This window comes from Bradyrhizobium sp. RDI18 (assembly GCF_043203335.1).
Taxonomy (GTDB): Bacteria; Pseudomonadota; Alphaproteobacteria; order Rhizobiales; family Xanthobacteraceae; genus Bradyrhizobium; species Bradyrhizobium retamae.
The window spans coordinates 934346-960280 of sequence record NZ_JBICRN010000006.1 but is presented as its reverse complement, the minus strand read 5'-3'; the positions used below and the strand labels follow the sequence as shown (position 1 = coordinate 960280).

24 protein-coding genes and 1 pseudogene are annotated in these 25935 nt (G+C 59.1%); 18 read left to right on the top strand and 7 right to left on the bottom strand.

The window, feature by feature from the left end:
• Window positions 1-3: 3 nt before the first annotated feature.
• The 4 genes and pseudogenes from ACFXS9_RS05640 to ACFXS9_RS05625 form a co-directional block, all read right to left on the bottom strand.
• Window positions 4-480, bottom strand: coding sequence for a type II 3-dehydroquinate dehydratase (locus ACFXS9_RS05640; protein ID WP_392685940.1), 477 nt, complete (start codon window positions 478-480; stop codon window positions 4-6).
• A gap of 200 nt (window positions 481-680) precedes the next feature.
• Window positions 681-983 (bottom strand): annotated as a pseudogene (locus ACFXS9_RS05635) (CoA transferase); the annotation flags it as partial.
• Window positions 984-1243: 260 nt separating this feature from the next.
• Window positions 1244-2518 (bottom strand): ERF family protein, encoded by a 1275-nt coding sequence (locus tag ACFXS9_RS05630; protein WP_392685937.1) that lies wholly within the window; start codon window positions 2516-2518, stop codon window positions 1244-1246.
• Window positions 2502-3323 (bottom strand): YqaJ viral recombinase family protein, encoded by an 822-nt coding sequence (locus ACFXS9_RS05625; protein ID WP_392685934.1) that lies wholly within the window; start codon window positions 3321-3323, stop codon window positions 2502-2504. Before ACFXS9_RS05625 ends, ACFXS9_RS05630 begins: the two co-directional genes overlap by 17 nt.
• A gap of 226 nt (window positions 3324-3549) precedes the next feature.
• Here ACFXS9_RS05625 and ACFXS9_RS05620 point away from each other — a divergent pair, with 226 nt between their 5' ends.
• On the top strand, window positions 3550-3792 hold the full coding sequence (locus ACFXS9_RS05620; protein WP_392685931.1) for a multiprotein-bridging factor 1 family protein: 243 nt from the start codon (window positions 3550-3552) through the stop codon (window positions 3790-3792).
• A 64-nt stretch (window positions 3793-3856) separates the two neighbouring features.
• On the opposite strand, the gene ACFXS9_RS05615 is transcribed toward ACFXS9_RS05620, so the two are convergent.
• A complete protein-coding gene (locus ACFXS9_RS05615; RefSeq protein WP_392685929.1) occupies window positions 3857-5050 on the bottom strand; it encodes a CaiB/BaiF CoA transferase family protein in 1194 nt (397 codons plus the stop codon).
• A gap of 348 nt (window positions 5051-5398) precedes the next feature.
• Between ACFXS9_RS05615 and ACFXS9_RS05610 the strand changes: the two genes are divergently transcribed.
• The 9 genes from ACFXS9_RS05610 (at window position 5399) to ACFXS9_RS05570 (ending at window position 15603) form a co-directional block, all read left to right on the top strand.
• Complete coding sequence (locus ACFXS9_RS05610) at window positions 5399-8020, top strand: M10 family metallopeptidase C-terminal domain-containing protein (protein ID WP_392685926.1); 2622 nt, start codon at window positions 5399-5401, stop codon at window positions 8018-8020.
• A 718-nt stretch (window positions 8021-8738) separates the two neighbouring features.
• A complete protein-coding gene (locus ACFXS9_RS05605) occupies window positions 8739-9635 on the top strand; it encodes an oligosaccharide flippase family protein (RefSeq protein WP_392685923.1) in 897 nt (298 codons plus the stop codon).
• A gap of 46 nt (window positions 9636-9681) precedes the next feature.
• On the top strand, window positions 9682-10293 hold the full coding sequence (locus ACFXS9_RS05600; RefSeq protein ID WP_392685921.1) for a hypothetical protein: 612 nt from the start codon (window positions 9682-9684) through the stop codon (window positions 10291-10293).
• Window positions 10294-10296: 3 nt separating this feature from the next.
• Entirely contained in the window at window positions 10297-12132 is a 1836-nt protein-coding gene (gene asnB, locus ACFXS9_RS05595; RefSeq protein WP_392685918.1) for an asparagine synthase (glutamine-hydrolyzing), read from the top strand.
• Between the two features lies 1 nt (window position 12133).
• Window positions 12134-12298 carry a hypothetical protein gene (locus ACFXS9_RS05590; protein ID WP_392685915.1) on the top strand — a complete coding sequence of 55 codons (165 nt, stop codon included), beginning with the start codon at window positions 12134-12136 and terminating at the stop codon, window positions 12296-12298.
• Window positions 12299-12407: 109 nt separating this feature from the next.
• On the top strand, window positions 12408-12725 hold the full coding sequence (locus ACFXS9_RS05585) for an acyltransferase (protein WP_392685912.1): 318 nt from the start codon (window positions 12408-12410) through the stop codon (window positions 12723-12725).
• A 5-nt stretch (window positions 12726-12730) separates the two neighbouring features.
• On the top strand, window positions 12731-13798 hold the full coding sequence (locus ACFXS9_RS05580; RefSeq protein ID WP_392685910.1) for a glycosyltransferase: 1068 nt from the start codon (window positions 12731-12733) through the stop codon (window positions 13796-13798).
• A gap of 60 nt (window positions 13799-13858) precedes the next feature.
• Window positions 13859-14677 carry a class I SAM-dependent methyltransferase gene (locus ACFXS9_RS05575; protein ID WP_392685908.1) on the top strand — a complete coding sequence of 273 codons (819 nt, stop codon included), beginning with the start codon at window positions 13859-13861 and terminating at the stop codon, window positions 14675-14677.
• Window positions 14674-15603, top strand: coding sequence for an NAD-dependent epimerase/dehydratase family protein (locus ACFXS9_RS05570; protein ID WP_392685905.1), 930 nt, complete (start codon window positions 14674-14676; stop codon window positions 15601-15603). Before ACFXS9_RS05575 ends, ACFXS9_RS05570 begins: the two co-directional genes overlap by 4 nt.
• An 80-nt stretch (window positions 15604-15683) precedes the next feature.
• On the opposite strand, the gene ACFXS9_RS05565 is transcribed toward ACFXS9_RS05570, so the two are convergent.
• Window positions 15684-16046, bottom strand: coding sequence for a hypothetical protein (locus ACFXS9_RS05565; protein ID WP_392685903.1), 363 nt, complete (start codon window positions 16044-16046; stop codon window positions 15684-15686).
• Window positions 16047-16136: 90 nt separating this feature from the next.
• On the opposite strand from ACFXS9_RS05565, the gene ACFXS9_RS05560 reads away from it, so the two are divergent.
• Window positions 16137-16763, top strand: a complete 627-nt coding sequence (locus ACFXS9_RS05560) for a glycosyltransferase (protein ID WP_392685900.1) — start codon at window positions 16137-16139, stop codon at window positions 16761-16763.
• Window positions 16764-16843: 80 nt separating this feature from the next.
• Here ACFXS9_RS05560 and ACFXS9_RS05555 read toward each other — a convergent pair whose 3' ends face one another.
• Complete coding sequence (locus tag ACFXS9_RS05555; protein WP_392685897.1) at window positions 16844-18196, bottom strand: hypothetical protein; 1353 nt, start codon at window positions 18194-18196, stop codon at window positions 16844-16846.
• Between the two features lie 171 nt (window positions 18197-18367).
• Here ACFXS9_RS05555 and ACFXS9_RS05550 point away from each other — a divergent pair, with 171 nt between their 5' ends.
• From ACFXS9_RS05550 to ACFXS9_RS05520, 7 genes are all read left to right on the top strand, one after another.
• Window positions 18368-18820: a hypothetical protein gene (locus ACFXS9_RS05550; protein WP_392685894.1), complete on the top strand. Its 453-nt coding sequence runs from the start codon at window positions 18368-18370 to the stop codon at window positions 18818-18820.
• A gap of 331 nt (window positions 18821-19151) precedes the next feature.
• The gene (locus ACFXS9_RS05545; protein ID WP_392685891.1) at window positions 19152-20213 is read left to right on the top strand and encodes a Gfo/Idh/MocA family protein; all 1062 of its coding nucleotides are present in this window, start codon (window positions 19152-19154) and stop codon (window positions 20211-20213) included.
• Window positions 20210-20677, top strand: coding sequence for an acyltransferase (locus tag ACFXS9_RS05540; protein ID WP_392685889.1), 468 nt, complete (start codon window positions 20210-20212; stop codon window positions 20675-20677). The genes ACFXS9_RS05545 and ACFXS9_RS05540 overlap by 4 nt, the downstream gene beginning before the upstream one ends.
• A gap of 12 nt (window positions 20678-20689) precedes the next feature.
• On the top strand, window positions 20690-21796 hold the full coding sequence (locus ACFXS9_RS05535; RefSeq protein WP_392685886.1) for a DegT/DnrJ/EryC1/StrS family aminotransferase: 1107 nt from the start codon (window positions 20690-20692) through the stop codon (window positions 21794-21796).
• Between the two features lie 182 nt (window positions 21797-21978).
• Window positions 21979-22977, top strand: a complete 999-nt coding sequence (locus tag ACFXS9_RS05530) for an NAD-dependent 4,6-dehydratase LegB (RefSeq protein ID WP_392685883.1) — start codon at window positions 21979-21981, stop codon at window positions 22975-22977.
• Window positions 22978-22982: 5 nt separating this feature from the next.
• Window positions 22983-24191, top strand: a complete 1209-nt coding sequence (locus tag ACFXS9_RS05525) for a LegC family aminotransferase (RefSeq protein ID WP_392685880.1) — start codon at window positions 22983-22985, stop codon at window positions 24189-24191.
• A 15-nt stretch (window positions 24192-24206) separates the two neighbouring features.
• A complete protein-coding gene (locus tag ACFXS9_RS05520; RefSeq protein ID WP_392685877.1) occupies window positions 24207-25595 on the top strand; it encodes a hypothetical protein in 1389 nt (462 codons plus the stop codon).
• The last annotated feature ends 340 nt before the right edge of the window (window positions 25596-25935 follow it).

Here is a 25935-nt window from a genome sequence, read left to right as displayed (position 1 = left end):
TCCTTACTTTGGTCCGATGCGCATGGCGGCCGGAAGGGCCGCGGGCAGTTGGCCGGCCCCCTGCAGTGCAGCCTGCATCGCGACGATGTAGCCATAGGGGCCGAGGCCCGCGATCACGCCTTTCACGGCTGCCGAAAGCTTGGAGTGCCGGTGCAACTCGTCGCGGGCATGAATGTTGGAGATGTGCACTTCGTAGATCGGCCCCTCGAATATTTTCATGGCGTCGAACATCGCAATCGAGGTGAAGGAGTAAGCGGCGGGATTGATGATGAGGGCGTCGGCCGAGGTCCGCGCGGACTGGATTAGATCGACCAGCTCGCCCTCGTGGTTCGACTGTTGAAACGCCAGTTGCGTGCCGGTGAAGGCGGCGAACTCCTCGCAGGAGGCCTTGATGGCATCGAGCGTGGTCGAGCCGTAGATATGCGGCTCGCGGATTCCGAGCATGTTCAGGTTCGGGCCATTGAGGATCATGATGCGCATGGAATGCCTTTCACGGGATTGGTGACAAGACAGTGTAGCGAATCGCGACGGCATGTCAGCCGGTAGACCGTAATCCCCCTACGGATTTCTGACGCACACAAGCCTCACCTCATTCCGATGAGCGGAGGCGACGAAGCATTCCATCTCACCGCAAGCGGATGAATGGATTGCTTCGCTTCGCGCGCAATGACAGTGGAGGCCTACACCACCTTGCGCTGTCTGAGATCCGCTATCTCGTCTTTGCCGAAGCCGAATTCGGTGAGCACCTCTTCCGTCTGCTTGCCGAATTCCGGCGGGCGCGCGGCCATCGTGCTTGGCGTGTGCGACAGCGTCACCGGCTGGCCGACGAGCTGGATGTGGCGGCTCTCGTCGTTCGGCACGTGTTGCGCGATGCCGAGGTGCTTGACCTGGGCGTCCTCGAACATGTGGTCGATCGAATAGATCGGGCCGCAGGGCACGCCGGCCTCGTTCAATTCCTTGACCCAGGTTTCCGTCGATTTCTTCTCGGTGTGGCGGAGTTTTTCGTTCCGCGCGATCACCCGCTTGGTGCTATCGATGACGCTCTCCTTCCCGAAAAAAAGTCCGGCATCGGCACTTCGGCCAAGAACGGCGCCCACGTCTCGATGGGGTCGAACATCTCCGTGCTCCGAGAGAAATCCTCCCAATCGCGGAAGCTCGTTTGCCACCTAATTTCCTCTCCGCGACTGGTGGCGAACTTTGTGACTTCACGAGATATACGGACGTAGGTTTGGCGGTGCCGCGGTCATTCGATACGACGCGTCGAAACCCAGAGCTTGCGCGACATTCCAACCGGATCAATGTTCTGTCTATCCCACCAGGCCTGCTCGTCTCCAAAGCGATGGTTGTCCTGGTGATGCGTTCTGCACAAAGGGACGGTAAATTCGTCGCTGACTTTGCGTCCCATCGCACGCGGTTGGGTGAATCGCAGATGGTGGGCGTCAGCAGGGCTTCTGCCGCAAACAAGACACGGCTGCGATGCAACGAACTTGAGGTGCGCTTTATCGCGATGCCGACGTGGCTCCCCGAACGTGAGCACGCTTTTGTCGATCTTGGCGGGGGCAGCGTCGACTTGAAGATGCGTCGAAGCCGCGGGATTGTCATCGATGGTTGGCTTCGACAGGACTGGAGGCTCAGCAGACAGCTCGACCGCGGTCTTGACGTTTCTAGGACGCCCCCGTGCTCGGAGCGGGGCGGCATCTTCTGATGAAAGCGGTTTGAGCAGTGTTGAACCTGATAGCGCGGACGTAGCTTCATCCGCCGACAGAACCTCCGTCAATCGGCCTTGCAGAACCATCCTAGCCGCGAAGGCGTCCTCGACCCGTTTGGCGTCATCCGCTGACAGGCTGTTCTTGGCCTTGAGGATAGCGATTGCGCGAGGCTGCAGGTCCTGTTCTGGCAGGGTTTCGATCTCCCTGACGAGTTGGGCCCGGATCGCGGCAGAGGCCTCCATACAGAGCTTTTCCTCGACCGGAGGGGTGCTTCGGCTCCCGGTTCGGAGCTGGCTTGAAGGGTTAGGCGCTGACGTAGCGCCGGACGCAACAGCACGGGGAATACCTACCGCCTCGTCTCCTAGAGGTTTGGGCTGGTCGTTGATGACGTCTGGCGCGTCGAGATCATCCTCCCCGGCGATCCCCACCATCGTGAACAGTGCGTAGCGGCGAGCGTAAGTCAGCGCCGCGCCCATCCGACGGGGTGCAGTTGTCTCGGACAATTGACAGACCGGCCAGTCCGATGAGATCCACTCGCCCGAGGTGTGCAGTAGCGTGGTGGTCAGGTTGACCATGCCGTTGACCCGATCGATGTCGGTGGTCTGTGCGATCGCGATCTGCTGGCTACCCAGCGTCTTTCTGATGATATCCAGACCACTCGACAATGAGGCGTAACGGAAACTTTGTGGAGTGTCTGACCTAACGTTGTAGAGCGTCCCCACCATCGCCTTCTCGGGATTGAAGAGTTCGGTCTGGGCTTTCGCCAGCGCGGTAGCTATAGCAGCGACGCTTTCACTGGATCGATGCACGGCTAACCTCCATCTCGACCAGATCAAAGCTGACTGCACCTGATTTCGAACGCCTCGCCCGGATGCCGTGGCCCATGGCCTCCTTGGCATCCTCAGGCATTAGCCCCTTGAGTTCGCTCCTGGCGCGCTCGTGGTTGGTGTGGGCCTCTCGGGTCTCAAGAAACAGTCCCGCAAATTCCGCCCAGGAGTTGGACGCGCTCATGTCGACGACGCGGACCGCTTCGATTCGTGGTTTCGGCGGCTCGCAATCGAACAGAACAGGGGTTTCGCCCACCTTGACCGCCCGCCAGAAAGCCTTTTCGGCCGCGATCAGGATCGTTTGGTAGATCGGGTCGGCTGCGACGGACAGTTCAACCCACTTGCCGCCACCGTTGATGATGGAGAGTACGGATTTCTTCGTGCCGGCGACCAGCATGTTGTGCTGGAGCTGGGCCATGTGCTTCTCCGTTGCCGAAACTTCCGAGAACGACCAGGGCAGCATGAACTTGGCTTCGAAGACGGCGCCGGTCTCCTTGACTAATCCGTCCAGCGTGGCGGCCATCCAGGGAATGGTGGGGTGCGTTGCGCGGCGCTGGACGTCGCCGACCCGGTGGCCGGAGTTTCTTTCATACCAGCGCCGGTTAAGGTCCTCCGTGACCAACCCAAGCTGGACGATCAGGGCGTCGGATAGGTCTGGTTCGGCCACCTCGCCTCGCTTTTCTCGCCACAAGCGGTGGAGGGCCTTCTCGTCCTTGCCCATGATGATGCGGGCATCGGAGCCGCCGATGAACTGGCGTCGATCGAGACTGTGTGTCTTTTTGGTCATTTGGCTATCTCTTCTTTGGAAATGGATGGGATTTCCGGTGTCATTCGCGAGGTGGCTGGTTGCGACGTCCTTTCCAGGACTTGGGCATAGCTCCGCTGGTCACCGAAAAGGTGCTGTCGACCGTTGGGGTTGCTCGGCAACAGGAAGCTTGTTACACTAGAAGTGTAAGATATACCCCTTGGAGTGTCAACACCTCAGGGGCAAATTTATACACCTACGGTGCAAAATGCTTTCTTCAAGTCAAATTCGCGGGGCTCGCGCAATATTGCGCCTTGGGCAGGCAGAACTAGCCGAAGCTGCTGACGTCTCACTGGAGACCGTTAAGCGCATAGAGTCGATGGAAGGCGAATTGAAGATTAGGCTTGATACGCTGACGAAGATCAAGACCGCGCTCGAGAAGGCCGGAATAGAGTTCATCGCAGAAAATGGGGGAGGAGCGGGCGTGCGTTTGCGCAAAGCGAAACGCTAGTCCTACGGGCAACTATTCTGTGGGCAAATTTGGTCGGAGATAGCAGTAAGACTCTGCCGTTGCGTCACACAACCTTGGCCTGCTTCAGCGAGACGATCTCGTCGGCGCCAAATCCAAATTCCGCAAGCACCTCATAGGTCTGTTCGCCAAACTCCGGTGGCGGTGCCACCATGATGCTTGGCGTACGCGACAGCGTTATCGGCTGGCCCACGAGCTGAATGTGGCGGTTCTCGTCGTTTGGAACGTATTGCGCAATGCCGAGATGCTTGACCTGCGCATCCTCGAACATCTGATCAATGGAATAGATCGGTCCGCAGGGAACGCCGGCCTCGTTCAATTCCCTGACCCAGGTCTCCGTCGATTTCTTCTCGGTGAGCTTGCTGATCACCGCATTGAGCTCGTCGCGGTTCTTCGAGCGCGCCGGTGCAGTGGCGTAATCGGGATTGGTGATCAGTTCGGGCGCGCCGATCGCCTGTGCGCAGCGTTCCCAGATCCGCCCGCCTGTGGTCGCGATGTTGATATAGCCGTCGGAGGTCTTGAAGACGCCGGTCGGGATCGAGGTCGGATGGTTGTTGCCGGCCTGCTTGGCGACTTCCTTCTCCATCAGCCAGCGCGAGGCCTGGAAATCCAGCATGAAGATCTGCGCCTGCAACAGCGAGGTTTGCACCCACTGACCCTCGCCGGAAACATCGCGCTCCAGCAGCGCCGTGAGGATACCGAGGGCGCAGAACAGCCCGGCCGTGAGGTCGGCGACGGGGATGCCGACCCGCATCGGGCCCTGGCCCGGCGCGCCGGTGACCGACATCAGCCCTCCCATGCCCTGCGCTATCTGATCGAAACCCGGTCGCTTGTGGTAGGGGCCATCCTGGCCGAAGCCGGAGATGCTGCCATAGACGAGGCGTGGGTTGACCTGGCGCAGGCTCTCATAGTCGATGCCGAGTTTTGCCTTCACGTCTGGACGGAAATTTTCGACCACCACGTCGGCCTTGGCGGCGAGGCGCTTGAATACTTCGAGGCCTTTCGGGTCCTTCAGGTTCAGCGTCATGGCCCGCTTGTTGCGATGCAGATTCTGAAAATCCGAGCCATGGCGCGGGCCTCCCGGCTGCTCGCCGCCGCCGTCCTCCAGGAGCGCGTCGATCTTGATGACGTTGGCGCCCCAGTCTGCCAACTGCCGCACGCAGGTCGGCCCGGACCGGACGCGGGTCAGATCGAGCACGGTGAAGCGGGAAAGGGCCTGCGAAGCACGTGGGAAAGGCATTGAGAAACCTTGTTGTTTTGGACTTTCGCGGTGGGAAAAGCAGCCCGATCCGACTTAAACAAATCTGGCGCCGATTTCCAACTGCTTGTTCGGCGCCCGACGAGGCCATCGTCGGGAGCAGCAAGGTTCCTTTATCGGGTCGGCGGGGACGGCTAGCGCGAAGAGCCGGAATCCGGCCCCGGAAGACTACGGGGTGGGACCGCGGACTCTGCTTTTCGCCGTAATGCAGCGTAAAGCAGGGACGCGACAAAGCCGGCCGGTAAACAAGCGTTAATGAAGGCGATTCTAGCCTTCCGCGTGCCTTTGCGATTCTCGCGCAACCGAACGACCTGCTGACAGGCCTGATCGATGAAGAAGAATGACCTGCTTTCCGATGAGATCTGGGCTTTCCAGCGGTTCGCATCGGGGGCGGGCGAGGGCGCGCTTCAGCATGATGGGGCGCACGACAATGAGTTTCGCGACGACGGCGAGCCTTACCCGCTGGCGCTAGACGCCGCAGCCGTGTCCAGCGGCGAGGTGTATGCAGCGAAGCCGGTCGCGTCGATCGCGACGCTCGCCAACTACCTCGTCAATGGTTTTTGGCAATACAACAACAACGTCGCCCATCACTTTGCTTCCAACACCATCACCTTCAATATCAACGGCCTGAATTCGGCGGAGCAGTTCCTCGCGCTATCCGCACTGCAGGCGTGGTCCGACGTCGCCAACATCAGCTTCGTCCAAACCTCCGGCTCCGCGAACATCACGTTCACCCACAACGGCACGATGCAGGCCTATAGCAGTGGCCAGTGGTCGGGGAGCGGCGCGATCTCTTACCAGATCATCAACATCAGCACCGACTGGGTTACGACCGACGGCGGCGCCAACGACGGCAAGACCGGCATCGATAGCTACGCCTACCAGACCTACGTTCACGAAATCGGGCATGCGCTCGGGCTCGGCCACCAGGGGCCGTACAACGGCAGCGCGTCGTATTCGACCAATGCGATTTATGCCAACGACACCTGGCAATATTCGATCATGTCGTATTTCGGCGAGCACAATTATTCCGGGAGCTCGTACCGCTACGTGGTCACGCCGCAGATGGCGGACATCTACGCCATGGCTTCGATCTACGGCGCGGCGACCTCGACCAGAACCGGCGACACCGTCTATGGCTTCGGCAGCAATGCGGGCGCGGTCTTCAATTTCGGCAACTACACTTCGGCGCCGGCGCTCACGATCTATGACAGCGGCGGCAACGACACGCTCGATTGCTCCGGCTATTCGTCGGCCCAGACCATCGACTTGCACTCCGGCGCCTTCTCCTCGATAGGCGGCCTCGTCAACAACATCGGGATCGCGCTCAGCGCAGTCATCGAGAAAGCGATTGGCGGCAGCGGCAATGACAGGCTGACGGCCAACGACGGCGGTTGCGCGCTGTGGGGCGGCGGCGGCGGCGATACACTGATCGGCGGTGGCGGGCTCGACAAGCTCTTCGGCGGCGCCGGTGTCGACAATTTGACCGGCGGCACAAGCGGCGACACGTTCATATTCCTCGTGGGCGACAGCTCGTCCACAAGCGGCCAACACGACCGCATCACCGATTTCGTCTCCGGCGCGGACCTTATCGACCTTAACGGATTCGATGCGATCAGCAGCACCGCCGGCTACCAGCAGTTCAAGTTTATCGGGACCGCGGCCTTCAGTGGCACCGCCGGCGAGCTCAACTATTTCTATAGCAGCACCACCGGCGTCACCACGCTGCAGGGTGATACCAACGGCGACAAACTCGCCGATTTCGCGATCGATCTCACCGGCAATATTGCCATCAATCGCTCGGATTTGATCGGGGCCGCGGTAATCCCGAGCGTTATTGAGTCTTATGGCGTTACTGCTCTCACTCAAGTTGGAGGAAATTACGCTTTCAATTCGAGCGGAGGCGAGGCCGGCCCTCTGATAAAGTACGGTGGGTCGTTGGTCACAGTCGGGCAGTTCGGGGCCTGGACGTTCATCGGAGCAGAACAGATAATGGGCGGCTATGAGGTCGCGCTGCATTTGGTCGGAACGGATCAGTACACCGTATGGAATACAGACAGCAGCGGGAACGTGGTCTCCAATGCTACGGGCGGGTTCGTATCGGGAACGAGTTACGCGCTGGAATCGCTCGAACCGAGCTTCTACCAAGACCTGAATGGCGACGGAGTTATCGGCGCACCCATGATTGTCGTCGAATCTTTTGGTTCGACAAGCCTGGTGCAGGCCGCGAACAACTACCTTCTGAGTTCTGGCGGTGGAGCGAGTCCGACACTGAAGTACGGTGGTTCACCAGTTACTGTCGGGCAGTTCGGGGCCTGGACGTTCATCGGAGCAGAACAGATAACGGGCGGCTATGAGGTCGCGCTGCATTTGGTCGGAACGGATCAGTACACCGTGTGGAATACAGACAGCAGCGGGAACGTGGTCTCCAATGCTACGGGCGGGTTCGTATCGGGAACGAGTTACGCGCTGGAATCGCTCGAACCGAGCTTCTACCAAGACCTGAATGGCGACGGAGTTATCGGCGCACCCATGATTGTCGTCGAATCTTTTGGTTCGACAAGCCTGGTGCAGGCCGCGAACAACTACCTTCTGAGTTCTGGCGGTGGAGCGAGTCCGACACTGAAGTACGGTGGTTCACCAGTAACTGTCGGGCAGTTCGGGGCCTGGACGTTCATCGGAGCAGAACAGATAACGGGCGGCTATGAGGTCGCGCTGCATTTGGTCGGAACGGATCAGTACACCGGATGGAATACAGACAGCAGCGGGAACGTGGTCTCCAATGCTACGGGCGGGTTCGTATCGGGAACGAGTTACGCGCTGGAATCGCTCGAGCCGGGCTTCTACCAAGACCTGAATGGTGATGGCGTGATCGGCGTTTCCGTACAGCAGACACTTGTGATGGACTCGTCTGGTACGACAAACCTCCACTCAGGTTTCTTACTCTTCTAGAATCTGGATCTTGCTCATATTAGATCTTGGTGTGTTCCCAAAAAACCTACATTCAGGCGGGCGGCTTCCTTGCGGCCGTGAGGTGGTGCGGTCCAGCGAGCTGAGGGGAAATGACAGTACTTATTCTCTACAATGTTTACCAATACTATAGGCAGGAGAGTGCTGAGGCCAATGATTGGCGGCACTTGCCACACATGACGACGCAGAATCGGATGCAGCAGATAGAGCTAAGTAAGAGTCGTGGATAGTGTATGATATAAGGCGGGTGAGAGAATCTAGGCCAGTTACGAGCGCTCGAAACGCTCCTGTTTAGATATTGTGGTATCAATAGCCCCATACATACCGTTATTCTTTGCGCTTGGAAGGCGTGGGCCGATGCGACATTCAACACCCGCCTGACGGTCCATTCGAGCTCTGTTCGTTAGCCGGTCCAATACAGCTAGACCAAGTGCGAAGCTGCCAAAATGGGCTGTTGCTCACCAGAATTAATGATACCAGCTTGCGCCAAACCGCCAAAATGATAGCGTGCACTCCCTCACTATCGGCGCGCACAATCTCGAATGCCGGGCACGCGGTTGCCTGTCGAAATCGCGTCGCATCACTATTAGCGCTCGGCTAAACCAACCTGATCAACCGATCCATAGCGCCTTGCAACGAGTAACGCCCCGGCGGTTAAATGATCATGTCACTAAGCTATTCATAGCAGCCGGAAACTGACATGGCGTTAGAAAAAAGCCCTATTGATCTGCTTGGCAACTCGGCCTGGAACGCGATCGCCTTTGCGGCGGCCGTGGCGCTGAATCTTCTCGTTCTGCCGTTCGTAGTCTTTCGCCTCGGCGTGGCTGCGTTCGGCGTCGCTGGTCTTGTTACGGCCTGCGTTGCGCCTGCACTAGCCTTCAGCAACGCGCTGACATTGTCGACCACGCGGGAACTTGCTCTTCGACTGGAGCCGGCCGAGCGCGACGATGCGCGGCGCCTGTTCGCTACGGCCGTGATGCTCGCATTTGCAGCGGGCGGCCCGATCGTGGTCCTTTTCGCTTTGGCCGGGGCACCGCTTGCGCGCCTTGGGTTTCACTTGAGCGGGCCACCGGCAAGCGATCTTGAACTTGCGTTTCTATTGGCTGGCGCGGGATGGCTGTGCCAGTGCCTTTCCGCCGTCATCCTGGCCCTATTCACGGCGCGCCAGGACTATCGACGCGTTGCTTCGATCAGCATCGTCAGTACCCTGGTTGCGACGGGCTCCATGCTGCTGTTGATTCCGCGCTGGCCTCAGGCCTCGACGTTTCTCGGCTGCCAGGCGCTGGGTTTTGCAACGAGCCTGGTTCTGGCGTTCGGATGGTCCCGACGTGTCATCCCCGCCTGGCTGGCGCGCCCGGCAATCGATCGCGGGGCGCTTGGTAACCTGGTCAAGCTGGGTGGCTGGCAACTGGCTGCCCAGGGCGGCGCGCTGATCGCCACACAGGCGGATCGCTATTTGCTCGGGGCTTTACTGCAGCCGCAGTTCGTCGGCTTTTATGCGATTGCGCAGCGGCTGGAAGAGGCGGTGTATATCGGCGTTTTGAAGGTCGGAGAAATCCTCTTTCCGTTCTTCAGCACGCTGCAAAAAGGAGGCTGACGATCGCAAGGCCGATCTCCTGTTCCGCTCTTCCTGGATCCTCAACGTGCTCGCCGCCAGTGGGCTTGGCGGCCTGATCCCCGTTGCCGGCCCGTTGCTTCATTTGTGGACCGGCGCCGAAGTGGCTGCCGAGGGCCAGCGCGTATTGGTGATACTGGCGATCGCCGGCATCCTTGGATCGAGTTCGAATGTTTTTGCTTTCTATCTTCTGGCGCAGGGGCGTTCGAGCTCGAATGCCTTGATCTCGCTGCTTACGGGCGTGTTCACGCTGGCGACCAGCGCGATTGTCCTGCCTTATTTCGGATGGCAAGCGGCAGGGTGGAGCGCCTGCTTCGGCATGATCGCCCAAATGGTCACCACGGTGATCCTGCTGCGGCGGCGTTTCAGCCTCACCGGCATGTGGTTGCGTCTAATACACTTCGTCTTAATGCCGATCGGGGTCGGTATCGCAACCGCGCTGGCGTTGCGATATGGCTTCCGCGCCGCGCAACTCGACCAGGCGATTGGTTGGTGGTACGTGGCGGGTCTCTATCTGCTGGCGGCCGCCATCGTCTTCCTCACTGCGGTTGCGGTTTCGCGCCTTGGCCCTTTTGGGGTGGCCTGCTGGCGGGACCTTCGCGTCATCGCCAGCCGCTTCTTGCCCCTAAAGGCGACCTGACGAATGTGCGGAATTGCAGGCATCGTGAACCTCCGTGGCAACGCGGTCGAACCGGCGGAAATCTCGCGACTGACGAATCTCCTCGCGCATCGCGGACCGTTTGGCGAGGGAAGCTGGTTCAGCGCGAACCGCAATCTAGCGTTCGGCCATCGCCGGCTCGCAATCATTGATCCCGGCGAGGGAGGCTATCAGCCGATGGTCTCCGGCGACGGCCGCCACGTGATCGTGTTCAACGGTGAGATCTACAATTTCCTCGAACTGCGGCGCGAGCTCGAGGCGCAGGGGGCAATTTTCCACAGCCAGTCGGACACAGAGGTCATTCTGGCCGCATGGCAAGCGTGGCGGGAAGGCATGCTGACGCGCTTCAACGGAATGTGGGCGCTGGCGATCTTCGACACCAAAACCGAAGAACTGTTTCTGGCGCGCGACCGCTTCGGCATCAAGCCGCTGTTGTATGCGCTCACGTCGGAACGCTTTGTCTTTGCATCCGAGCAGCGCGCATTGGTGCGAAGCGGCCTGATCAACGTGTCGCTGGATATCGACGTGGCGCGGCGACTTATGCTTGATGCCTTCGGAATCGAAGGAAGCGAACGGACCCTTTGCCGGGAGGTGCGCCGCCTTCAGTGCGGACATTGCATGTGGCTGCGCCAGGGCAAATTGGAGGTCCGGCGTTGGTGGCGGACGGTGGATCACCTGCCGGTGGTCCCGAACACCGAAGCCGAACGCGTGGAACGCTTTCGCGAACTGTTCCAGGACGCGGTCGCGCTTCGGATGCGCAGCGACGTGCCGATCGGGACCTGTTTGTCGGGAGGGTTCGATTCGTCGGCTGTGATCAGCACCATGGCCGCGCACGAAAAGGCCGGCATGGGTCCGCGGGACAGCACCTCGTGGCGCCACGCTTTTGTGGCGACGTTTCCCGGCGCCTCGAATGACGAGCGGCCGATGGCGGAGGAGGCGGCGGCGTGGGCGGATGTCGTGCCGACCTTCCTCGAGATTGGGCGGGCCGACGCGCTGACCGAACTCGACCAGATCCTCGACGACAATGATGACGTCTATATCGGACTTCCAAGCGCGGCCTGGTTGATCTATCGAGAACTCAGGCGTCACAACGTGACAGTGTCGCTGGACGGCCATGGCGCGGACGAGTTGATGGGGGCCTATCTTCAGGAGGGGCAAGCGGGAGCGTTCTGGATGCGAAACCTGCTCGCTGGATTTTCTTCCAGTTCGGCACCGGCGCGGCGAGGCACCGATCTGTTGCGGGCGCTTATGATCCGGCGCCAGGGAAACTATTTCCTGCGGGGCGGTCTGCGCGATATTCCGGCGGAGCTTCCGCTGGTCGGAGAAGATGACGTGCTGCCGCGCGACTGGGGTGCATTGAACCGACGGCTCTATCGGATGTTTCATAGCACCGTGCTGCCGACCATCCTGCGAAACTTCGACCGCCTGTCAATGGCTCACGGCATTGAGGTCCGCATGCCGTTCATGGACTGGCGTCTGGTCACCTATGCGATGGCGTTGCCGGAATCCAGCAAGTCATCGAATGGCTATACCAAGGTCGTTGCACGAAAGGCGATGGCCAACCTGATGCCGGAATCCATCCGGATGGGACGCAGAAAGGTCGGATTCAATTCGCCGATGCCCGAATGGTTGAACGGACCTCTGGCCGGCTGGACCGCGGGATTGCTCGGCCAGAAGGTGCCGGCGTTTGGCGAACTGGTGGATGAGGAACGCTTGCGCCGGACCGTTGACCATCTGACCTCCTCGAAACAGTGGGATTGGGAATCGGTCGGCCGCATCTGGCCGTATCTGAACATGAAATGGATGCTGGCGAGGTCTTAGCATGCGGCGCATCCTGATAGGCCTGATCGACGCCATCCTTGGCTGGAAAAGCCGGCTTTCCGGGGCGGTAAGTATCGGACGTGGATCGACGATCGCGTGGCGCCGCATCAGGCGCGCGGCAGGCAACGCTTTGTCGGTAGGAGAAGATCTCGATCGTCCACGCTGATATCAGTTTCGAGGAAACCGGAGGCAAAATTCAGATCGGAAGCCGCACATTTATCGGACGAAGTCATCTGGTCTGCTATCGAAGCCTCTCCATCGGCGACGATGTCATCATGTCATGGGGGATTACGATTGTGGACCACGATTCCCACAGCGTCGATTGGATAGACCGCCGGAACGACGTTCGCGAATGGAGTGCCGGCCGGAAAGATTGGAAGAAGATCGCGCACGCGCCGGTGGTGGTGAGCAATAGGGCTTGGATCGGATTCAACGTGAGTGTGCTGAAGGGAGTAACGATTGGAGAGGGTGCCGCAATCGGAGCCTGTTCAGTCGTCACCAGGGACATTCCGCCGTACACGTTGGCTGCCGGGAATCCGGCCAGAGTGATCCGGACATTAAGCTCCCCGCCAGATGCAAGTATCGAAGGTTGAGTGTCATGCGTGTTTTCCAGAACAACGGCTTGTCCCGTGGATTCCAGGCCCATCGTCGCCGCTTGCCGTATCAAAGTTTCGCCGCCGGACGAGCGCAGTTTCTGGATACCAGATTTACGGCGTCCCATATCCTTCTGCCCGTACTGACCAACGGCCCGGATGCATTTTACACCAACGGAGACGACAAGGACCTGCAACTGCTCTGGGCGAAAGAGAACGGTGTGCAGACAGAAGATCTGGAGCAAATTCTGCTCGCGCAGATCGAGCAACATCGCACTGAAGTGTTCTACAATCTTGACCCGATCCGTTACGGTAGCGAGTTTGTCGCGAAATTGCCGGGTTGCGTGAAGAAATCGGTTGGCTGGCGTGCTGCGCCGTCCGGAAACGCAGATCTGACGAAATACGACCTGATCGTATGCAACTTCCCTTCAATTCTCGAGCGTTGGCGACAAAAGGGTTGTCGAGTAGCGTATTTTTTCCCGGCCCACGATCCGGTGATGGATGCCTATGCCGCAGCTCGAAGTGATGAACTCGATCTCATCTTCATCGGCGGATTCTCGCGCCATCACGTCAAGCGCAGCCAAGCCCTTCGGGCGGCGGCTTCAGCGCCCGGTGTGCGGGCACGCTTTTACTTCGAAGATCTGCGTCTTACCCGATTGGCAAATTTTCTTCCTCCTCTGCCTGCGCTGCGCTCATATCGTCATCCGGACGAAATTCGGAAGATCCGCGCCGATCCGTTGTATGGCCGCGATGCCTATGCCGCGATTGCCAAGAGCCGGATCGTTTTCAACGGCGCCGTGGACATGGCGGGGGAGGACCGCGGCAATATGAGATGCTTTGAGGCGACAGGATGCGGAGCGGTCCTTCTGACCGACGCGGGGCGCTATCCGGAGGGGTTCGTTAATGGCGAAACCATGTTGCAATATTCCTCGCCTGAACAAATACCGGAATTGATCGACAAGCTCATGAGAGATGAAACCCTGGCAAGATCCATCGCTCAGGCGGGTTGCGCCATGGTAAAAGAGCGCTATAGCAAACAACTGCAATGGACGAAATTTCAGGATCTGATCTGAATGGCGCGCTGGGTTAGCTAATTTATGGTGGAGCAGCCATTCACGACGTGGGAAGATGCCGTGGTTTGGCTGCGCAACCAGCCGGACCAGCGTCAGCTTGTGCTCGACGCGTTCTATGACGACCCTCTGATCGATGCGGCCGAGCGCTATTTTGCTAGCGCCGAATGGCAGGCGATTTTGAAGCTTCTGCGGAACCGGACCGGCCGAGCGCTTGATGTTGGCGCCGGGCGCGGCATTGCGAGCTATGCGCTGGCGCGAAGCGGATTTGCGGTCACTGCGCTCGAGCCTGACCCCAGCGCGGTGGTCGGGACGGCGGCGATCCGCGTGCTCGCGACCGAGGCTGGCTTGCCGATCGAGGTGGTTGAGAAGTTTTCCGAGCGCCTCCCGTTCGCCGACGGCGTGTTTGATGTCGTGTTTGCGCGCGCCGTGCTGCACCATATGCACGATCTCGACAGCGCCTGCCGGGAAATGTACCGCGTGCTTCGCCCGGGCGGAATGCTCATCGCCGCGCGCGAACACGTGATCAGCAGGGAATCCGATCTCGGGGCATTCCTCGGCCAGCATCCCCTGCATCACCTCTATGGCGGCGAGCACGCGTATCTTCTGGATCGATATATCGGCGCGTTGAGGAATGCGGGATTTGCTGCGATCGAGGTGCTGTCGCCGCTCAAGAGCCCGATCAATCTGTTTCCCCATACAATCGAGACTCTGCGGACGGCCGTCGTGGAAAGATTGACGGACAAGATGCCGGTGAGACCCGTTTGGCGCGCTGCGCTCGCTTCCAGGAACGTCTTCACGTCGCTGCTTTCGATGGCAGAGCGCTTTGACCACCGGCCCGGTCGGCTTTACTCGTTTGTCTGTCACAAGGCGCAGTCATGAGCGTGTGGATTACTGGCGCCAATGGCTTCATCGGTCGGCATCTCGTCAGGGTGTTGGCCGATCGGGGCAATCGCGTTCACGGCATCGGTCACGGCGCGATCGGCGAAGCCGAACGGCACTGCATCGGTCTCGAGCATTGGCTGAACGGCGAGATCGATGCGGCCAATCTCAACGCGCTTGCGGAGCGCGGCGGACTGCCGTCGACGATTTTCCATCTGGCCGGCGGGTCGTCGGTCGGGCTGTCGATCGCGCAGCCGTTTGAGGATTTTTCCCGTACCGTTGCGAGTACGGCGAGGCTGCTGGAGTGGCTGCGCGGGGTCGCCAGGGATTGTCGCTTGATTGTCGCGTCGAGCGCGGCAGTCTATGGAGACGGTCATGGCGGTGCGATTGTGGCGGATGCCGTAACGCTTCCAATGTCGCCCTATGGGCAGCACAAGCTGATGATGGAGCAGCTCTGCCGAAGTTATGCCGTCACTTTTGGCATACGCAGCACGGTGGCGCGGCTGTTCTCGGTCTACGGCCCAAACTTGCGCAAGCAATTGCCATGGGACATCTGCTCCCGCTTGCAAGGTGGTGAGCGGAACCTGGTGTTGGGAGGAACAGGTGCGGAGGTGCGTGACTGGACCGATGTTCGCGACGTCGCCCGGCTGTTGGCCGTGATCGGCGGAACGCCGCAGGCAGAGACCTTTCAAATGATTAACGCTGGCTCCGGGCTTGGAACGACGGTGGCGCGGGTTGCCGCTATGCTTGCAGAATGCTGGGGCGGAACCGTATCGGTACAATTTTCGGGCATTGTGCGCGCTGGCGATCCGTCAAGTCTGCTGGCGGACGACGCAACGCTCCGCGCTCTGCCCTTCGAGTGGACGATCCCGGCTGAACAGGGCTTTGCGGACTATGTCTCGTGGTTCAAGAGTCAGAGCCGGTGAACGAGGGGGCGCCGCTGCGTGTCGCTTTTACGCATATTCCCCGCAGGCTCTGGGCCGGCGGCTACAACTATCAAAGCAATCTATTTCAGGCGCTGAGCAAGTTCCGCACCGGCGAGTTTGCGCCCGTCCTGTTTGCCGGGACCGGTGATGATGATGCCGATCTTGCGCCGCTTGCCGCGATACCTGGTGTGGAGGTGGTGCGATCGGCGGCGTTCGACGGCCATGTCGGTTTGGCTACGTCGCTGGCATGGGGATTGGACCGGGAGGCAATAGCAGAATTCCGGACGCATCGCATCGACGCCGTCTTCGAAGCTGCCCGGTTCTTTGGCTGGCGTCTGCCCTATCCCGCTGTGGCCTGGTTTCCCGACTTTCAGCATCGACGGTTGCCTCAGCTCTTCCCGGCGGCGGCGCGCTGGCGCCGCGAAGCCGGTTTCCGAATGCAAATCGCATCCGGCCGGACCGTAATGCTGAGCAGCGAAAGCTCGCATCGCGACTTCAGGAAATTCTATCCCGGAGCGAAGAACGAGGTCTGTGTGGTTCGTTTCGCGACCGGGCTGTCGCCGGCATTCCTGACCGCAAATCCGGCCGAGATTGTTGCGCAGTACCAGTTGCCCGAAAAATACTTCTACCTGCCAAATCAATTTTACACGCACAAGAACCACCAGGTAGTCGTGGATGCGCTGGCCATCCTGGCGCAGCGCGGGGTCAATGCGATCGTGTGCGCATCGGGCAGCACCGAAGATCGGCGCGAGCGCGGCTATTTCGATGAGATCATGGCGCGGGTGCGAAGCCGCGGGCTTGAAGGGCGGTTCCGTCATCTGGGAATAATTCCGCTATCGCATGTATACGCGTTGCTTCGGGCGTGCACCGCGCTGATAAATCCGTCCCGGTCCGAGGGGTGGAGCACAACCGTTGAAGAGGCGAAATCGTTTGGGGTGCCGATGATATTGTCAGATCTCGATGTGCATCGCGAGCAGACCGCCGGTGCGGCGAGCTATTTCGGAACTGACGATCCTGTCGCCCTGGCGAACGAACTCATGCGTCTCTCAGAGGATCCTGGCGGACTTGTCATCCGCAACCTCCTTCCGAATCAGGATGTCCGCGTCGCTGCCTTTGCGGCGGACTTTGCCAAGACCGTTCGGCTTGCAACGCAGGCTTGACTTCGGTTGCAGGCCTGCCTATTGCGCACGCGATCCGTGCAATTTTCTGCACCGGTCGCTTTAGCCTTCAAGCATGTTGGTCACCGGCTAAGATTTTGAGGGCCCGGCGTCGCCGCCACTCCAAATGCGTCGCGCGGTAGAATGTACCAAAGAACAAATAGCACGCCGGCGCCATGGGTGAGCAGCACCGTTGTCAGGGGTACGTTAAGAAGCGCTTGGGCTAGAATAGCGCCCGAGATTAGGATGAATTGCGGCTGCAAACCGGAAGAGAGGCGGTTGCCTAACGCAATCACAAGTCCCGCTGCGAATGCCGTGACCGGGGCAAAGAAGGCTCCGACCGACGCGATACCCTCCGTCGCAAACAGCGAGGCATTGAATTGTCCGCCAATGCCAAAAGCATTGTAAATGACGTTCGCCAGCTGCTCCTGATAGGGGCAAGCGACGAAAGGCCTGAGCAAACGTATCTGACAGAAATTCGTCACGGGATGGGCGAAGAAAAAGCTATTGTAATAGTCCATGGCCAACGAGGGAATCGCGATCATCCGAAAGTTCACGAGCCCGAAATAGGGAAAGGTCATGCTGTAAGGCAGTATCTCCTGCTGGAACAGGATGATCAGCAATAATCCGACGGAAATCGGCACAAGCAGCGAAAGAGTGACGGCAAACTTGAAGTTGAAGTATCGCGAAAGGGCCAACATTGCCACGAGCCAGAACGGCGTGAACAGGGCCAGTTTGCTCAGCGTGATCGGATAGAACATCAAAAGTAGAAACAGAGCCGCCCCAGCACGCCAGATATTTCCGCGTCCCACGAAACAGGCGAATGCAAATGGCAGCAGCGCGTTGGATGCTATTCCGATCACGTAATTCAGAATCACCGGTAATCCAAGTTCGGAGCGGTAGTTGTAGATGTTTTCAATGCTGACAAATTTGAAGTTATAGCTGGCGCCGACGAGGATCGTCGCAGAACTCAGCAACAGGATCAGTGTGAGCAGGCGATCCAATGCCGATAAGGACAGAGTGTAGATTTGGCGAACGGGCGAGGAGATGAACAGGGCGGGCAACAAGAATGCGATCGCCGATGCTGCCGCGGAAAGCCCTGCTAATCGATGATTGTAAACTAATTCGGAAAAATTATTCAGCCAAAGATACCCCGCGATCATCGCATACGAATAGAAGCCCACGACGTAACCGAAGCTATTGCCGGCAAACGCAAAGAGAATTGAAACGAGGGAAAACGCAGCAATCAGTATGATTGCGCCAGGCACGCCCGAAGGCCTAAATGATATGTAATAATCCGAATAATAGTGGGCAACATACACAAGAGAAACACAGGACACCGCAATCAGAATCCAGTTCAAGAGGATAAAGCCCTTACGGCTCCCAAACAGCAGGTTTGGTGCAGACGTTTGCTTTTGCTCGGTCAAGTTTTCCATTTTTCGGAGGCCTGCATCCAGGTTCGCGACGGCTTACAATCGACGTTTTCAGAGCTGAGGCAAGAGAAAGCTCACGGGCACTGTACCATTTAAGGAATCAACGAGGTCAGGTTGCGGCAAAGGTCGCTTTCAGGTTACTAGTACCTGGCGCTAGGCACTGGTGCGAAGACCATGACCTCAATCGTACGTTGGGATAATCGGACCAAGCTGCTGTTGGCGATTGGCGCAATCAGTGCCTATTTCCTGACGGCCAGCTGGCTGCGGTCCCAATATTCGCAGCCTGCAATCTCCCGAACCGAGCCAAGAGTTGCAGGCGAAAAGGTTTTGCTGCGCAGGCCATTCGTAAGATTTTTGAGTTCCGAGTTCGGGGTCATCGCCCGCGACGAGACATTTGCCAGCCTAGCGGACTCGCCGGACAACAACGAACGGTCGCCGATCGAAATCTACGAAGACGGAAGACCTATCGGCCCCCCGCATAGCGTTCACGCGGACGTCGCTCGCATTGGTAGAGGTCGTTATTCCCATTGGAGAAACAAGGTGTCTATCTTCATTTTCTCCTCATCAGACAACAGCGATCCTCAGAGCAACGGCCGAGCCTATTGGGCTGTCAAACCTACTCCCTGAGACGTTTGGGGCTGCTTTACGGAGGTCAGCTGTCCTGGTGCGACGTTCGTTGTTCTTGCGAGACTCCGAACCATCGCGCTTTTTTGGCCGAGGTCGTCAGATTCGGACTTTTTGCGTCTATGACGCAGTCCGGTTCGATAAGTCCAGTTCCAGAGTTGACAATATTTGAGCAGCCAGTGACATATTATTGAATGTCAGCGGTTAAGTCATATCAGGCGATCAGATCCACAAAAAGTGTCTAGAGACAGAGATTGTTTGACTATCGAGAATGGCCTCTGGTGGCTTGCTAGGCTCCTCATCGCAATGTAGTCGGTCGGTATAGGGACGTACGATGATCAGATCTGGCCTGCTCGGGTGTGGGCGCATTGCCAAGCGTCACTCCGAATTGCTCGGAGGCGGCTATATCAGCGGAGCGAGGCTCGTCGCGGTCTGCGATCCGATTTCGGCGCGGGCCGACGCGATCGCGTCGAAATTCGGTGTTCCGGCGGATTATGATATCGATGCTTTCCTTGAGCGAACGGACATCGACGCTGTCGCAGTATTGACGCCGAGTGGAATGCATCCTGCTCATGTCATCGCCTGCGCAAAGGCTGGCAAACATGTGGTCGTCGAGAAGCCAATGGCGCTGCGGTTGCAAGATGCCGATGAAATGATCCGCTCCTGCGATGAGGCCGGCGTGAAGCTGTTCATCGTCAAGCAAAACCGTTTTAACGTTCCGGTAGTGAAGGCGCGCGAGGCGCTTGAGGCCGGCCGCTTCGGCCGCCTGATCCTTGGCACCGTCCGCGTGCGCTGGTGCCGCGACCAAGCCTATTACGATCAGGATGCCTGGCGCGGCACGTGGGCCTATGACGGCGGCGTGCTCTCAAACCAGGCCAGCCACCACGTCGATATGCTCGAATGGTTTTTCGGCGATGTTGTCAGCGTTCACGCCCGCGCCGTCACGGCCCTGGCAAAGATCGAGGCCGAGGACACCGCCATCGCAACGCTGAAATTCCGCAACGGCGCGCTCGGCATCATCGAGGCGACGACGGCCGTGCGTCCAACCGACCTCGAAGGTTCGCTCTCGATCCTTGGAGAGAAGGGAGCGGTCGAGATTGCAGGGTTCGCCGTCAACCAGATCCGTCACTGGCGCTTCGCCGACGAACTTCCGTCCGACAAGGATGTGGTTGAGAAGTTTTCCGTCAACCCGCCGAACGTATACGGCTTCGGTCATCAGGCCTACTACCAGCATGTGGTCGATTGCCTTGTGCATCAGCGCGCGGCTCTAGTTGATGGTCTCGAAGGACGCAAGAGCCTGGAATTGATCTCGGCGCTCTACGAATCGATCGAGACAGGCGCCGAGGTACCGCTCCGCTTCACGCCTCGCCTGGGCCGGCTCGGTGTGTCATCGTGAAGCGGCCGGAAGTGCATCAGGCTGGCGTCCGCGACGTCGATTTCGGCGCCCGGGTCAGGATCGTCGAGCCGTGCAATCTCTATGGCTGCAAAATCGGCGACGATTGCTTTGTCGGGCCGTTCACCGAAATCCAAAAGGGCGTTGTGATTGGCGCCCGCACGCGGGTGCAGTCGCACGCCTTCATCTGCGAACTGGTGACGATCGGTGAAGATTGTTTTGTCGGCCATGGCGTGATGTTCGTCAACGACACCTTCTCGACCGGCGGCCCAGCCCGCGGACAAAGGGAGTTGTGGCGTGAGACCTTGATTGGTAATCGGGTCTCGATTGGCTCTAACGCCACGATCATGCCGATCAGGATCGCCGACGACGTGGTCATTGGCGCGGGGTCTGTCGTGACCAGGGACGTGACGACGCCAGGGAAATATGCAGGCAATCCGGCGCGCCGGCTGCTGACGGACCAGTAGGGAAGACGATCGATGCCGGTGCCTTTTGCGGATCTGCAGCTGCAATATCAGAACATCAAGAGCGAGATCGACAGCGCGATATCGGCTGTCATCCGCGATAACGCTTTCATCCGTGGATCCTATGTCGACGCCTTCGAACGGGAGTTCGCCGCGGCCGTCGACGTCAAGCATTGCATCTCCTGCGCAAACGGCACCGACGCGCTGTATCTGGCCATGGCCGCGCTCAAGGTGCAGCCGGGCGACGAGGTGATCACCACAGCGCATTCCTGGATCAGTACCTCGGCGATGATCACCCACGCCGGTGCGACCGTGGTGTTCTGCGACACCGATGGCGCGACGTTCACGATCGATCCGGCGGCGATCGAGGCCGCAATCACGCCGCGCACCGTCGGCATCATTCCGGTCCATCTTTATGGGCAGCCGGCCGACATGGACGCGATCATGGCGATCGCGAGCAGGCATAAGCTCTGGGTGATTGAGGACTGTGCGCAGGCGCATCTGGCGCGTTACAAGGGCCAGCAGGTAGGCACGTTCGGTGCCGCCGCAACCTATTCATTTTATCCGGGCAAGAATCTCGGCGCGATGGGCGATGCCGGGGCCGTCGTCACCAATGACGACACGCTGACCGGACATATGACTATGTTGGCGCGGCACGGCGGCCTGGTGAAGCACCAGCACTGGATCGAAGGCATCAATAGCCGCCTCGATGGCATGCAGGCGGCCATCCTGTCGGCCAAGCTGCCGCATTTGCCAGACTGGACCTCGGCGCGCCAGCGCGCTGCCCAGGTCTACGATGCCGGCCTCAATCAGATCGAGGACGTCGTTGTGCCCGAGGTCGCTACGGATAGAAGCCACGTTTATCACCTCTATACGATCCAGCATCCCCGGCGCGACGCGCTGGCGGCGCATCTTAGGAACAATGGCGTGCAGACCGCGATCAACTACCCGACCGCACTGCCGTTTCTCGCCGCCTATCGCCGCTTGGGCCACCGCCCTGAGCAGTTTCCCAACGCGTACCGCCAGCAGGGCATGATTCTGTCGCTGCCGATGTTCGCGGAGATCACGGCGGATCAGCAGCGGACGGTGATTGACCTGGTCCGCAGGTTCGCCTCTCAGTAGACGTGGCAAAATAGTAAAATTATCAATACGTTATGAAAAAATGGCGCACCTACCGGAAATGGGGCCATAAAACGGCCCGGGGTGTTTTTTGTCCGTTCGATCTGGTTTCCAGCCGCAGTACTGTTTAGAAGCGGCCAGGACGCGCCGAGAGGCGCACGGGTCTGGCAACGGGGACGGGAACCTTGCGAAAAATACTGCTAACAGGCGCGGGCGGATTCATCGGGTCGCATCTTGCGGAAGAGCTGATCCGCAGGAACTTCGATGTGCGCGCCTTCGTGCACTACAACGCCCTCGGTTCGTACGGCTGGCTCGACGCGTCCCCCGCCGATATCCGCAAGCAGTTCGACGTGTTCGCTGGCGATATCCGCGATCCGAATGGCGTGCGCACCGCGATGAAGGGATGCGACGCCGTGTTGCATCTCGCGGCGCTAATCGCGATCCCTTATTCGTACCACTCGCCTGACACGTATATCGAAACCAACATACGCGGCACGCTCAATGTGCTTCAGGCAGCCCGCGATTTCGACATCTCCCATGTCATCCACACCTCCACCAGCGAAGTGTATGGCACAGCGCAATTCGTTCCCATCACTGAAGATCACATGCTGCAGGGGCAGTCGCCCTATTCGGCCAGCAAGATCGGCGCCGATCAGCTCGCGCTGTCGTTCGAGCGCTCGTTCGGTACGCCGGTGACGGTGGTACGGCCCTTCAACACCTACGGACCGCGGCAGTCGGCGCGCGCCGTTATTCCGACCATAATTACGCAGATCGCGGCTGGCGAGCGCACCATCAAGCTCGGCAGTATCCATCCGACGCGCGATTTCAATTTCGTCACTGACACGGTCGGGGGCTTCATTGCCGCGCTCGAGACCAAGGCCGGCGTCGGCGAAGTCATCAACATCGGCAACGGGTTCGAGATTTCGATCGGAGATACCGCACGGCTGATTGCCGAACTGATGGACGCGAAGGTCGAAATCGAGCAGGACGCGGTCCGGCTGCGGCCGGAACGCAGCGAAGTTGACCGGCTGTGGGCCAGTAACGCCAAGGCGCAAAAGCTCTTAGGTTGGTCGCCGCGCCTGGCTGGCATCGAAGGAGTTCGCAAGGGCCTGGAGCAAACGATATCCTGGTTCACGAAGAAAGAAAATCTGTCCCGCTATCGCGCCAACGCCTACAATTTGTGAGCCTGATGAGCCATTCTCCAGTCATTGCCGACCACCGCGCCGAGTTCGATTTGCGCGCCGTGCTGGAAGCGGTCGATATCGTTCTTGCTTCCGCCACCCGTCCGGTGGCGCTACACGAACCGCGGCTGGGCACACGCGAGCGCGAACTTGTTCTCGATTGCATCGACACCAACTGGGTGTCGTCAGCCGGCAAATATGTCGCCCACTTCGAGCAGATGGTCGCCGCCGCCACCGGGGCCCGTCATGCCATTGCGATCATCAACGGCACCGCAGCACTTCATGCCGCCCTGCTGCTCGAGGGCGTGCGCGCAGACGATGAGGTCATCTTGCCGTCGATCACCTTCGTAGCCACGGCTAACGCCGTCAGCCACGCCGGCGCCGTTCCGCATTTCGTGGATCTGACCTGGAACACGCTGGGCCTCGATCCGGCAGCGCTTGATATTCACCTTAAGGAGGTATCGGTTCGGCGTGACGCTGGCCTCTTCAACAAGCAGACCGGCCGACGGATTCGTGCCGTCGTTCCGGTGCATATCTTCGGACATCCGGTCGACATGGCGGCGCTGCTCGCGGTGGCTGAAAAATACGGCCTCGTGGTCGTCGAGGATGCGACGGAGTCGCTGGGCTCGACCTGGCAAGGGCAGGCGTGCGGCACGTTCGGCCATTCCGCCGTGCTCTCCTTCAACGGCAACAAGATCATCACCACCGGCGGCGGTGGCATGATCCTGACCGACGACGGCGCGTACGCCACGCGCGCACGGCACTTCACCACCACGGCCAAGAAGTCGCATGCCTGGTCGTTCGATCACGACGAGGTCGGCTACAACTATCGGCTTCCCAACATCAACGCGGCGCTCGGCTGTGGCCAGATGGAGCGGCTGTCAGCGATGGTCGAGGCCAAGCGCGAATTGGCCGGGCGTTACCTCGAGGTTTTCGACGGGTTCACCAATGCCGGCATCTACCGCGAGCCGAACGGTGCGCGGAGCAATTATTGGCTCAACACGCTGGTTCTGGATCGCGAATACGCCGGCGAACGCGACCGGCTGCTCTCGGCGCTCCATGCCAATGGCGTTCATGCCAGGCCCCTGTGGACGCCCATGCATCTGCTGCCGATGTATCGCAACTGCCCGCGTTCACGTTTGCCGGTTGCCGAGGACATGTATGCGCGCTGCATCAATCTGCCGAGCAGCCCATTTTTGGCTACAGACAAGCAATAACCCCCCGATCCACCGATGCCAAAAGTCGTCTTTTTTGCGATCCATAGTACAACGCGATGGTGGAAGTATCTCGCGTCCCGTTTGGATTTTGCTGATGGCGTCGTGCTGAGCGATCTGCGCGGCGAGGGCGACTGGGTGCTTGTTGATGACTTCTATCGCTTTATGCGGAAGGGCGATGCTGAGGCCGTTGCGATTTCGCGCTTTGGAGAAGACGGCTGCGCGGAGATTATCCTTCGGTGCCGGTCACTGAGGAGTCTGGACCGAAACCTTGCTCTTCAAATGATTGGCGGCATGGTGCAAGCCATCGAGCGTGCATTTGATAGTCTCGACCCCGGTCTCATAGTGACATTTACTATAGATCGGTACGTCACGGACGTGATGGAGCGAGTCGCCCGCGCGCGCAATATTGACTTTCTGGAGATGACAACGTCAATACTTCCAGATGAAGTAATATTCATGCGTCGCGGTCAACTCGTTCGGCTCCGCGAGCCGTCGGACGATCATGTTGATTCCGCAGTGAAGGCACTTTGTCAGACCGATTTTGCCCCGACTTATGTGCGCGACGCCAAAAGATTCTCCAGGTGGAAGTTCTGGCATGTATTTGGATATTTTGCATTGCGCGGTGCGTTCTTCAATTTGTGGAGATCTCGTTCGCCGGGATCCGTTAAACCTACATTATGTGGACTCTTAAAGAGTCTCAAACACAAGGTCAGACCGGAAGATGTCGTGGTCCTGGAAATGGTTGCGCCCGATTGGGAAAGCCGGTTGAAGGCGGTCACATTCGATCGGCGCGTTTTTCTCGGGTTACAACTTTTCCCGGAAGCGTCGATGGACTACTGGCTGCGATCATTGGACATGCTTCCGCACGACGATGTCATCATGGAGTACTGCGAAGTCCTCGGTGAGGCCGGGTACCACACATTCGTCAAAGATCATCCGCTGCAATTCGGCTTTCGACAGCGTGAACTGTTGGAGAGGCTGTCGAAGTTGCCTCTCGTAACGCTAGTCCCGTACGATGTGCCGGCAAATTTGCTGATCGAGCAATGCGGTATTTCAGTGACCTTTACGGGCACGATCGGCTTTCAGGCTGCCCTTGCAGGCCGTTGCTCGGTGGTGAGCGAGCCTTATTATGCGACAGAACAGCACTATCTGCATGTCCGCAGCTTCGGAGAGATCCGAAATGTTGCAGAACAACTTGAACGTTGGCAGCCGCCCGAGAACCTGAACGAGGCACGCCGGGATATGGTCAGACATTTGGCCGCGGCCAGCGTCGAGGGCAACTATTATACGTGGCAGAACTTCGATGCAGTAAAGCCGGCAATACGTGCCAGCGTTGAGCCATTGGTCCGTAGCCTCAACCAATACCTACCGCGGTTCTTGAAATCTCGCGAAATCTCACTTTGACTTTGCGGCGTTCTCGGGCGATCGCGATTTCAGGGGCTGCAGCCAACAGCGCTGGATCTGCGATAATGCGAGCCTACCTGGTTGGCTTTTCCTGACACGTCCTGCCGTCATTGTTATGAGGCCGGTGTTGATTTTGCGGGTCTGGTGCCGGAGGTCCTGGCTTTTGCGTCTCGATCGGACTGGAATCGGTGAGGTCGTTGGGATTGCCGTCCTCGCGGGTCAATACTCGCTCCGATTGTGCCTGATTTCTGCTGCGCAGGATAGGGAACTCCAGCGAGCCTCCGCGACGATGTTAGCCGGCCTTCCCACCGGCCCAGATATGCTTTACCCACCTGTCGCC